Origin of the sequence: Alcanivorax sp., assembly GCF_014762765.1 — a bacterium.
Lineage (GTDB): Bacteria > Pseudomonadota > Gammaproteobacteria > Pseudomonadales > Alcanivoracaceae > Alcanivorax.
On record NZ_JABURH010000152.1, the window covers coordinates 26,413 to 36,973 of the forward strand.

General features: G+C 59.7%; 10 protein-coding genes. 6 read left to right on the top strand and 4 right to left on the bottom strand.

Annotated features, from left to right (window positions below; genetic code table 11):
• Positions 1-144: 144 nt before the first annotated feature.
• Complete coding sequence (locus HUJ17_RS11075) at positions 145-1,644, bottom strand: NAD(P)/FAD-dependent oxidoreductase (RefSeq protein ID WP_103917072.1); 1,500 nt, start codon at positions 1,642-1,644, stop codon at positions 145-147.
• Between the two features lie 437 nt (positions 1,645-2,081).
• Between HUJ17_RS11075 and HUJ17_RS11080 the strand changes: the two genes are divergently transcribed.
• Positions 2,082-2,324 (top strand): hypothetical protein, encoded by a 243-nt coding sequence (locus tag HUJ17_RS11080; RefSeq protein ID WP_290510743.1) that lies wholly within the window; start codon positions 2,082-2,084, stop codon positions 2,322-2,324.
• Between the two features lie 159 nt (positions 2,325-2,483).
• On the opposite strand, the gene HUJ17_RS11085 is transcribed toward HUJ17_RS11080, so the two are convergent.
• The 3 genes from HUJ17_RS11085 to nudE all read right to left on the bottom strand — a co-directional run bounded on the left by HUJ17_RS11085 (position 2,484) and on the right by nudE (position 5,067).
• The gene (locus HUJ17_RS11085; protein ID WP_290510744.1) at positions 2,484-3,368 is read right to left on the bottom strand and encodes an alpha/beta hydrolase; all 885 of its coding nucleotides are present in this window, start codon (positions 3,366-3,368) and stop codon (positions 2,484-2,486) included.
• A gap of 45 nt (positions 3,369-3,413) precedes the next feature.
• On the bottom strand, positions 3,414-4,226 hold the full coding sequence (cysQ, locus tag HUJ17_RS11090; RefSeq protein WP_290510745.1) for a 3'(2'),5'-bisphosphate nucleotidase CysQ: 813 nt from the start codon (positions 4,224-4,226) through the stop codon (positions 3,414-3,416).
• Between the two features lie 295 nt (positions 4,227-4,521).
• Positions 4,522-5,067 (bottom strand): ADP compounds hydrolase NudE, encoded by a 546-nt coding sequence (gene nudE / locus HUJ17_RS11095; protein WP_103917300.1) that lies wholly within the window; start codon positions 5,065-5,067, stop codon positions 4,522-4,524.
• 61 nt (positions 5,068-5,128) lie between these two features.
• On the opposite strand from nudE, the gene yrfG reads away from it, so the two are divergent.
• The 5 genes from yrfG to HUJ17_RS11120 form a co-directional block, all read left to right on the top strand.
• Positions 5,129-5,782 (top strand): GMP/IMP nucleotidase, encoded by a 654-nt coding sequence (gene yrfG, locus HUJ17_RS11100; protein WP_290510746.1) that lies wholly within the window; start codon positions 5,129-5,131, stop codon positions 5,780-5,782.
• Positions 5,779-6,168 (top strand): S4 domain-containing protein, encoded by a 390-nt coding sequence (locus tag HUJ17_RS11105; protein ID WP_290510747.1) that lies wholly within the window; start codon positions 5,779-5,781, stop codon positions 6,166-6,168. Before yrfG ends, HUJ17_RS11105 begins: the two co-directional genes overlap by 4 nt.
• 72 nt (positions 6,169-6,240) lie before the next feature.
• Positions 6,241-7,098: an Hsp33 family molecular chaperone HslO gene (gene hslO, locus HUJ17_RS11110; protein WP_290510748.1), complete on the top strand. Its 858-nt coding sequence runs from the start codon at positions 6,241-6,243 to the stop codon at positions 7,096-7,098.
• A 374-nt stretch (positions 7,099-7,472) separates the two neighbouring features.
• On the top strand, positions 7,473-9,017 hold the full coding sequence (locus tag HUJ17_RS11115; protein WP_290510749.1) for a phosphoenolpyruvate carboxykinase: 1,545 nt from the start codon (positions 7,473-7,475) through the stop codon (positions 9,015-9,017).
• A gap of 308 nt (positions 9,018-9,325) precedes the next feature.
• Positions 9,326-10,561, top strand: a 1,236-nt coding sequence (locus HUJ17_RS11120; RefSeq protein WP_290510750.1) for an NAD(P)/FAD-dependent oxidoreductase, incomplete at its 3' end; no start/stop codon positions are given.

Sequence of the window (10,561 nt, forward strand, 5' to 3'; positions counted from 1 at the left end):
GTTTCAAGTTACAACGCGCCAACGCTTTTCCTGAACCTGAAATGCAAGAGGCCGCGCCCAAGTCATGGGCGCGGCCTCTTGCCTGGCGGCTGGCGGCAGCCTGGCTCGCGTTGCAACTTTCAACTTGAAACTTGCAACCCCCAATCAGGCTCCGAGCAGGGACGCCACCAACCCTTTCTTCTTCACCGGCTGGTAATTGCTGAATTCCAGCACACCATCATCAATGGCGCCATAGCGCAGCTTGGGCAGGTCCACCAGATAGTTTTGCACTACCATCCAGGGCTGCTTGGAACCCTGCCGTGGCAGACGATCATCGGCACGCATGACATAGCCGGACTCCAGACCCAGGAAGTTCTCTTCGGTAATGCAATTATCCTTGTCTCGCGGGATCACCGTTGTGGCACCGGTTTTTTCCATGTGGTTCAGCAGGCGACATACATACTCGCACACCAGATCCGCTTTCAGGGTCCAGGAGGAATTGGTATAGCCGAATACCAGCGCCATGTTCGGCACATCACGCAGCATCATGCCCTTGTAGACCAGTGATTCGCGAGGCTCTACGGCCTTGCCATCGATGGTACCTTCCACGCCACCCAGCATCTGAACATTCAGCCCGGTGGCGGTGATGATGATGTCCGCCTCCAGCTCCTGACCGGACTTGAGCAGAATACCGTTCTCGGTGAAACGCTCGATATGATCGGTAACGATATCGGCCTCACCCCGACGCACGGTCTTGAACAAGTCGCCATTGGGCACCGCACACAGACGCTGATCCCAGGGATTATAGTTGGGGCGGAAATGGGTCATATCCACATCATCGCCAAGCTGGCGTTTGGCCGCCGCCAGCAAGGCGCGACGCACCAGTTTTGGACGCTGCTTGGACAGCTTGTACACCAGGCGCTGCAGACCGATATTCCGGGCACGGGACAGCTTGTAGACCAGCATATCCGGCAAGAAACGGCGCATACCCACGGAAATCGGGTCCACTTCCGGCACGGTGGCAATATAGGTGGGCGACCGCTGCAGCATGGTCACCTCTGCCCCTTCTTTGGCCATTGCAGGCACCAGCGTTACGGCGGTGGCACCGGAACCAATAACCACCACCTTCTTGCCCTTGTACTGCAGATTTTCCGGCCAGTGCTGCGGATGAACGATCTGGCCCTTGAAGTCTTTTTCGCCGGGGAAATCCGGTTTGTAGCCTTCGTCGTAGTTGTAATAACCACTGCAGGAGAACAGGAAGTTCGCGGTAAAGGTTTCCTGCTCACCGGTTTTCTCATTGGTGGTTTCCACGACCCATTGATTGTCATCACTGGACCAGTTCGCCTTGACCACCTTGCGCCCGAAGCGGATGTGCTTCTTGACGTCATATTCGTCCGCCGTGTCTTCCACGTACTGACGAATGGAAGGGCCATCCGCCAGCACCTTGGGATCGGTCCAGGGACGGAAGCTGTAGCCCAGGGTGAACATGTCGGAATCGGAACGGATACCCGGGTACTTGAACAGATCCCAGGTGCCACCAATGCGTTCGCGACGTTCCAGAATGGCATAGCTGCGATTCGGGCTCTTGCGGGTCAGATGGCAAGCTGCCCCGATACCGGAAAGGCCGGCACCAATAATCAATACATCAACGTGGTTATTAGACATTCTCTTTTACCTCCAGCCCTTGGGCCGCCTGGTCTTGGCAGTGCAAAACATTGACATCATTCAATGGCACCGTTAACTGGCAGACAGAATAGCCGTACTGGCGGGTATGAGAAAAGGCCAAAACAGGCCGTTAATTGGCCCTGGAGACGGGAAAAAGTGCCGCTAGGGACGGCAAGCATGGCGCAGCCAGCATAAACACTGGATCTACTTTCACTGACCGCCTGTCTACCCGCATGGTGGCTGCGGGGTTGGCGAGCGGCTGTTACTCGCTGATCTTCATCATAAAGTGGTACGACCGGTCCAATATCATGGTGCTATCACCGATTTGTGACCTCATACACATTGCTGCCCTGCTCACTTCTGCATACTGCCTGCGCGCCATAGGGGAAAGGCGCTTATGGGGATGGAGTACACACTATAATTATAAGGGTACCGGCATGTTCGATCTGACTGCCTTCGGGGATACGTTCGCCTCTCACTCCTGGCTGTGGATACCAATTTTCTGCGCCGCCACTATCAGTCTGCTGCTATGGAGCGGTCGCATCCGCCAGCCCGCAATCGTTAATTTCTTCGCCATCGGCCTGATCCTGCCCTGCATCAACCTGAGCATGATCGCCACCGGCGCGCTGGTAGCGGCAGATCAGTTGACTCTGGATCTGATGGCATTGATGCCGTTTTGAGAGTGGCAAGTTACAAGTTTCAAGTTGCAACGCGCCATAAACTTATCCTTGATTTTAAAAACATGAGGCCGCGCTCCAATCAATGGGCGCGGCCTCATGCGTTACGGTCAGCAGCGGCACTAATTCGCGTTGCAACTTGAAACTTGCAACTTGCCCGCCCTACAAGCCCTGAAGAAATTCCAGCTGATCCGCCAGACTGATATCCTTGGCCTCGCCCTGATAGATATCGAAATGACCAACCGGATAGCGCTTCACTGTCGCTTTCGCCATGGCAGCAGCGGCCTTTTCAGCGGCAGAAGCCGGCGCCACGGTATCGGTTTCACAAATCAGCACCAACGCCGGACAGCTCACCTTTGCCGCCTGCGCCACCGGGCGAAACATGGGCAGTACCAGACCAATACGGGCAGCCACTTCATTGGGAACTCCCGCCGGCATCAGCGCGGTATAACCGTCGTAGGCATCATGGCTGGACATCGCCGCCAGCTCCCCGGGCTTGCCCGCAGATGGCAACATGCGCGGCCCCAGCCCCAGCACGCTGCTGATCACATCCCAGAGCCCCAGCCCGGTCATCTTAAGTGCTTGACCGATACCTGCATAGCGCACCACTTCCAGCACAGATGCCAGTCCGTCCATCATTGGGCACTGGGCAATGATGCCGGCCACATCCGGCTCACGGGCTGCCACGGCAGTCACCAGGCCGCCACCAAAAGACGTTCCCCACAGTACAATACGCTGGTTGTCCACTTGCTCTTGCTTGCGTACACAGGCCAGCGCCGCCTGCCAGTCCGCCACTTCCCGGTTGGGCAACAGCACCTGGCGTGGCATTCCTTCACTCTCACCGAAGTGCCGGTAGTCGAACAGAAACACCGCATGGCCGGCCTTTAAAAAGGCATCCCGAAACGGCTCCAGCCCACAGGCCTTGGTGAGGCCAAAACCATGGCCCATGATCACGGTCAGGAAGGGGCCATCGCCATCGGGCAGGTACAGATCCCCGCGGCAGGACTGGCCATCGCTGACAAATCTCAGTTCACGGATTGTGCTCATGGAAACTCCTTGGTTTTTTTGCGTCAGACGTCTGACTTCCGACATTCACCCAATCGCCGGGGCGATAAAGCGCCACTCTTCGATGCTCTGCCCCAACACCAGGAAGTGCGGATTGAGAATGTCTTCCTTGTTGTACTGCAACGGCTCAAAGGCGGTATTGACCACAACGCCACCGGCAGCGGTCACCACCGCGTGTGCCGCAGCAGTGTCCCATTCAGAGGTGGGCGCCAGACGGGGATAAATGTCTGCGCTGCCCTCGGCAACCAGACACAACTTCAGGGACGAGCCCATGGAGGCCCGCTCCACCTCGCCCACTTCCTGGCGGATAAAGGCTTCCAGCTTTTCCACCGCTTCGCCGCCGTGGCTGCGACTGGCCACCATCACCACTGGAGTGGTACGGGCACGACACTGGATCGGTTTGCGCTCACCCTTTTCCTCTTTAAAGGCACCGACACCGCGGCCGCCCAGATAGGTCACCGCCGTTACCGGCACATGCACCACCCCCAGTACCGGGGTATCCCCTTCCACCAGGGCAATGTTCACGGTGAACTCGCCGTTGCGCTTGATGAATTCCTTGGTGCCATCCAGCGGGTCCACCAACCAGAAACGGGGCCAGTTCTTGCGATCCGCGTAGGCAATACCGCCAGATTCTTCGGAAAACACCGGGATATCCGGCGTCAGCGCCTGCAGCCGCGCCTCGATGATCTTGTGCGCGGCCATATCCGCTTCGGTGATCGGCGACTTGTCGTCCTTGGTTTCCACACCCAGGTCATCACGCTCGTACACCGTCAGAATGGCATCACCCGCTTCACGGGCAATCTCTGCGAGCGGTTCCAGCAGGGTATTAAAGTCGGTCATTTCGTTTTTCCTATCGTTCAACATTGGGAGCAACAAGCCTCAAGCTACAAGCTGCAACACGGAGACACGCCAGCGGTACTTGCTGCCCCGTTACTCCGCGCTGCGAGTCAAGAAGATTCGCGAGCACCGTCATACAGAACAACAGGGCCTCAAATCGCGCCTTATAACCAGGCTTCTGGAACCTGCCCTCAATCACTTGCAGACAAGCTCCCCCAAATTATCAGCGCGGAGCCCATTGGTTTCAGCCCGCTCTTCTCATTTCCCCGCGTTGCAGCTTGAAGCTTGTAGCTTGCCTCTATCTTTTCTCCAGCAACCGCTTGGCCATCAGCAGCGCCGCGATCACCCGGGCTTCGGTCACGTCGTCCCGCTCGATCAGGCGATCCAGGTCGGACAGTTTCCAGGTGAGTACTTCCAGTTCTTCCGGTTCGTCCCCGGGCAGGGATTCTTCATACAGGTCTTCGGCCAGCACCACCTTGATGCGGTGGCCCATATAACCCGGCGACAAGGTCATGTCCTTCATCAGGGTGAGTCGACGGGCACCGTAACCAGCCTCTTCCTTTAATTCCCGGTTGGCCGCATCGCGCCAGTCCTCACCGTGTTCGTAGGCACCCTTGGGCAGTGTCAGCTCATAACTTTCGGTGCCGGCACCATACTCGCGGATCATCACCACGGTGTCGTCATCCAGCAGCGGCACCATCATTACCGCCGCAATGGGTGGGGTGCGCAGGCGCTCATAGGTGCGCTCCACCCCGTTGCGAAAACGCAGGTGCAACTCTTCAATCCCGAACAGCCGGCTTTTCGCCACCAGTCGGGTGTCGAGAATCTCCGGTTTCTCATCCATAATTGGAATCAGCTCTCACGCTATTTAAGGCCGAAGACTAACCCGAATACGCAGGAAATTCATGATTGACTGGCATTCTGTCGACACCGTGTTACTGGATATGGACGGCACCCTGCTCGACCTGGAGTTCGACAACTGGTTCTGGCAGAAACATGTCCCTGAGTGCTACGCCCGCCAACAGGGCCTGGACCGGGCCGAGGCCGACCGCATCATTCACGACTGGATCACCAGCCATCTGGGCACTCTGAACTGGTACTGCCTGGACTTCTGGACCGCGGAGCTGGGCCTGGAAATCGCCCGCCTGAAACGCGAAGCCGGCGATCGTATCGCCGTGCGCCCCGGGGCGGACACGTTTCTACAGGCACTGAAGGAGTCCGACAAACAGGTCATCATGGTCACCAACGCCCATCGTGATGCTCTGGATTTGAAGGTGGAGCGTACCGGCATCGACCGCTATTTCGATGAAATCGTCTCCAGCCACGATTATGGCCACGCCAAGGAAGCCCAGTCGTTCTGGCAGCACCTGCAACGTCACCTGCCCTTCGACCCGGCCCGCGCTCTGCTGGTGGATGACTCACTGCCGGTACTTCACAGCGCCCAGCTTTACGGCATCGGCCAGCCGGTGAGCATCCTGCATCCGGATTCCAGTCTGCCCAAGCGGGACCATACCGATCCGTTCCCGGCCATCGACGATTTTCTGCAGGTACTGCCGTGAGCGAAACCGTTCGTATCGATTCCTGGCTGTGGGCGGCCCGCTTCTTCAAGACCCGCAGCCTGGCCAAGGCCGCCATTGAAGGCGGCAAGGTACAGATCGATGGCAGCAAGGCCAAACCCAGCAAGAATGTACAGCCCGGGCAGACCATCGCCATCACCAAGGGCACGGAACATTTCGAGGTAATAGTAGAAGGCCTGAGCAGCAAGCGCGGCCCCGCCAGCGTAGCCCAGACCCTTTATCAGGAAACCGAACAAAGCCGTAACCGCCGGGAACAGAACAGCGAGCAACGCAAGCTGGCACGGGCCGCCGCAGCAGCACCGGACCACAAGCCCAGCAAGAAGGAACGCCGGGATATCCAACGCTTCAAGAGAGACAACCTGGAATAACCGCTATCGCGCCCCCATTAAAGGCAGCAGAAAGACATAGCGAACCACAGTGACAGCCCTCAGGACACAACCATGCAAGATCACAAACAACGTTTCCTGTTCCCCGACTCCGATATCCGCGGCGAACTGGTGCAGGTAGAAAGCAGCGTCACCCGTATTATTGAAGGGCATAACTACCCGCTGGCAGTACAAGGGTTGATCGGCGAGGCGGTGGCCGCCGTGGCATTACTGGCCAGCACCCTGAAATTCAAGGGACGTCTGGCACTGCAGGCCCAGGGCAAGGGCCCGGTATCCCTGCTGCTGGCCGAGTGCACCAACGAGGGTGAGTTGCGCGCCCTGGCCCGTCACAGCGACGGCCAGGACTGGAGCCATGGCGACATCCAGACCCTGATCGGCGACGGCAACATGGTGATCACCATCACCCCGGACCAGGGCAAGCAATATCAGGGCATCGTCCCCCTGGCCGGTGACTCTCTGGCCCAGTGCCTGGAAGCCTACTTCCGCCAGTCCGAGCAGCTCCCCACCCGTCTTTGGCTGGCCAGCGGCAACAATCGGGCCGCCGGCCTGCTGCTGCAGCGGCTGCCCAACCAGTTGGCCAGCAGCGACGCCAACACACAGATGTGGGAGCACCTGGAAGCCCTCGCTGGCACCCTGAAAATGGAAGAGCTGCTCAACCTGGACGACCAGACCATCCTTCACCGGCTGTTCCACGACACCCCGCCGCAACTCCCCGAGGCCCAGGCCCTGCAGTTCGGCTGCACCTGCTCCCGGGACCGCAACCGCAATGCCCTGATCTCCCTGGGCAGCAACGAGTTGCAGATACTGCTCGACGAGGACGGCGAAGTGACCCTGACCTGCGATTTCTGCCGCAACCGGGAGCGGTTTGATGCGGTGGATCTGGCGGGGATGATTAAAGAAGTTGTCAGTTGATAGTGGACAGTTGACAGCTACGCGGGTTAGCCGTGGCACACATTTCACCGCAAGAGGCCGCGCTCAAGGTTTGGGCGCGGCCTCTTGCACTTCAAAACCTGATGAGCCGGACCGCGACGCTGTCAACTGTCCACTATCAACTGTCAACTTGGCCGTGTTGCCGTGACCACCCGGTCCAAGGGGGAATCGCCACTGATTTCCTTTTCTGGCATAATCGCGCGCCTGTGCTGACTGGAGGTTTCGTCCCCCGGTCCCCTTTGGTCTTGCCCGGTGGCAGTAACGGGCACGAGACCGGCACTGTTATCCGCAATGCGAACCAGAGTTTCGGCGCCCATACACGCTGAAACGGCACGGCCACAAGCCCAGGAATGACCATGACCGACCCGATTGTTTATAACGACCTCAGCCCGGCCCAGTTGGTAGAACTGGCTGTTCAGCGCAACGAAGGCCGCCTGTCCGATACCGGCGCCCTGGTAGTGGAAACCGGTCATCGCACCGGCCGTTCCCCCATGGACCGCTACATCGTTGATGAGCCCAGCACCAGCGAGCACATCCACTGGGGCGCCATCAACCGTCCGTTCCCCACTGACAAGTTCGACGCCCTCTGGGATCGTGTCAGTGTCGCCGTGGCCGACGCTGATGCCTTTGTCTCCCACCTGCACGTGGGCGCCGACACTGATCATTACCTGGCCGTAAAAGTGACCGCGCAGACCGCGTGGCACAACCTGTTCGCCAACACCATGTTCATCCGCCCGGAGAAGTACAACCCGCGCAGCAAGGAAGAATGGCAGATCCTGCACGCCCCGCACTTCCAGTGCGAGCCGGAGCGTGACGGCACCAACTCCGACGGCTGTGTGATTCTCAACTTCGCCCAGCGCAAGATTCTGATTGCCGGCATGCGTTACGCCGGCGAAATGAAGAAAGCCATGTTCTCCGTGCAGAACTTCCTGCTGCCGGAAAAAGACGTGCTGCCGATGCACTGCTCTGCCAACGTGGGCGAAGACGGCGACGTGGCCCTGTTCTTCGGTCTGTCCGGCACCGGCAAGACCACCCTGTCCGCCGACCCGGCCCGTTACCTGATCGGTGACGACGAGCACGGCTGGGGCAAGGACGTGGTGTTCAACATCGAAGGCGGCTGCTACGCCAAGTGCATCGACCTGAGCCAGAAGAACGAGCCGGTGATCTGGGACGCCATCAAGTTCGGCGCGGTACTGGAAAACGTCATCATCAATGACGAGACCCGCACCGCCGACTACACCGACGTGTCCCTGACCCAGAACACCCGTGCCGCCTACCCGCTGGAAAACATCGACAAGAAAGTCGACGCCAACCGTGCCGGCGAACCCAAGCACATCATCTTCCTGACCTGCGACCTGACCGGCGTCCTGCCGCCTGTGTCCAAGCTGTCCAAGGAAGCGGCGGCCTACCACTTCCTGAGCGGCTACACCGCGCTGGTCGGCTCCACTGAAATGGGTTCCGGTGGCGGCATCAAGAGTACCTTCTCCACCTGCTTCGGCGCCCCGTTCTTCCCCCGTCGTGCCGGTGAGTACGCCGAGCTGCTGATCAAGCGGATGGAAGAGTTTGGTTCCACCGTTTACCTGGTTAACACCGGCTGGACCGGTGGCCCCTTCGGCGAAGGCGAGCGTTTCAGCATCCCCACCACCCGTGGTGTGGTCAACGCGATCCTCTCCGGCGACCTGGACAACGCGGAAACCGAGCACCTGGACATCATCAACCTGGACGTGCCGAAAGCCGTACCCGGCGTCGACAGCAACCTGCTGCAGCCCAAGAACACCTGGGCCAACCCGGAAAACTACGAGGCCCGCGCCCGCGATCTGGCAGAACAGTTCGAAAAGAACTTCGCCGAGAAGTATGCGGACGTGTCCGACGAGATCCGCGCTGCCGGCCCCAAGGCCTGATCCGCAAGGATCACTGAAAAAGCCCGCCACCGGCGGGCTTTTTCATTGCCGCCCGGCGGGCAGACCCGCCTGCCCGGGAAGGCAAAAAGGAAACACCTGGTCTGGACTTGTTTACCACACACGCTAGACTGCACCCCCGGAGTGGCGGCAACCGTCATCGCTCCCTGCCCCACAAGGGCTCTGCCTCATTGATGAGCCACTGAGTGCGCCCAGCGTCATTCAGAGGTTCCTTTAACCCGGACCTGTTCACCGCCAAGGTGGATATGATTGACTGGCAACCCATGAGGGTTAGCCCGACAGGAGCCCCAATGAGCAAACCCAGAATTGTTGTTGTCGGTGGTGGCGCCGGCGGTCTGCCTCTGGTCACCCGCCTGGGCCGCAAGCTCGGCAAATACGGCCACGCGGACGTAACGCTGGTGGATTCTTCCAGCATCCATGTCTGGAAACCGCGTTTTCACGAAGTGGCCACCGGCGCCATCGACGCGGACCTGGATGCGGTGGACTACCGCGCCCACGCCCAGCTGAACCATTATCGCTTCGAGCCGGGCACCATGACCCGGGTGGACGTGCAGGCCCAAACCCTGACGCTGGCGCCGCTCCATGACAACCATGGCTCGGAAGTCCTGCCGGAACGGCAACTCCCCTACGATTACCTGGTACTGGCCACCGGCAGCCAGAGCAACGACTTCGGCACCCCCGGGGTGCGTGAAAACTGCCTGTTCATGGACAGCCGTGCCCAGGCGGAGCGTTTTCGCGAGCGCTTCCTGAATGCCTGCCTGCACGCCAACTACGAAGGCAAGCCGGTCTCCGTGGCCATCGTTGGCGGCGGCGCCACCGGCGTGGAGCTGGCAGCGGAACTGCACCATGCGGTATCCATGCTCAACTTCTACGGCCACGAGAAGCTGGACCGTAAACATCTGCAGGTAGACGTGATCGAAGCCGCACCGCGGATTCTGCCGGTGCTCAGCGAGCGGGTCTCCGCTACCGCCACCAAGCGGCTGGAAGATCTGGGCGTGAAGGTACGCACCGGCGTCATGGTGGCCGAAGCCACCCCCGACGCCCTGGTGCCCAAGGAAGGCGACCCCATCAAGGCGGACCTGCTGGTATGGGCGGCCGGGGTGAAATGCCCGGACTGGCTGGGCCAGATTGAAGGCCTGACCACCAATCGCATCAATCAAGTGGAAGTGGAGCCAACCCTGCAGGCCAAGGGCCACAAGAATATCTTCATCATCGGCGATGCCGCGTTCCTGATCCCGGAAGGGGAAGAGCGGCCCATCCCGCCACGGGCCCAGTCCGCCCAGCAGATGGCCCAGCACACCGCCCGCAGTCTTCAGCAGCTGATCATGAAACGCGAACCCCGACCGTTCCAGTACAAGGACCATGGCTCGCTGGTATCGCTGTCCAATTACAGTTCCGTGGGCATGCTGATGGGCAACCTGAAAGGCGGCAACTTCTTTGTGGAAGGCTGGCTGGCGCGGATGATGTACATCAGCCTGTATCGCATGCACCAGGCCGCCCTGTACGGCTGGCCGCGAACGATCATG

Bases quoted from the DNA above. Each gene is read 5' to 3' on its own strand.
- HUJ17_RS11075 (WP_103917072.1), bottom strand. From the start codon at position 1,644: ATGTCTAATAACCACGTTGATGTATTGATTATTGGTGCCGGCCTTTCC.
- HUJ17_RS11080 (WP_290510743.1), top strand. From the start codon at position 2,082: ATGTTCGATCTGACTGCCTTCGGGGATACGTTCGCCTCTCACTCCTGG.
- HUJ17_RS11085 (WP_290510744.1), bottom strand. From the start codon at position 3,368: ATGAGCACAATCCGTGAACTGAGATTTGTCAGCGATGGCCAGTCCTGC.
- cysQ (WP_290510745.1), bottom strand. From the start codon at position 4,226: ATGACCGACTTTAATACCCTGCTGGAACCGCTCGCAGAGATTGCCCGT.
- nudE (WP_103917300.1), bottom strand. From the start codon at position 5,067: ATGGATGAGAAACCGGAGATTCTCGACACCCGACTGGTGGCGAAAAGC.
- yrfG (WP_290510746.1), top strand. From the start codon at position 5,129: ATGATTGACTGGCATTCTGTCGACACCGTGTTACTGGATATGGACGGC.
- hslO (WP_290510748.1), top strand. From the start codon at position 6,241: ATGCAAGATCACAAACAACGTTTCCTGTTCCCCGACTCCGATATCCGC.
- HUJ17_RS11115 (WP_290510749.1), top strand. From the start codon at position 7,473: ATGACCGACCCGATTGTTTATAACGACCTCAGCCCGGCCCAGTTGGTA.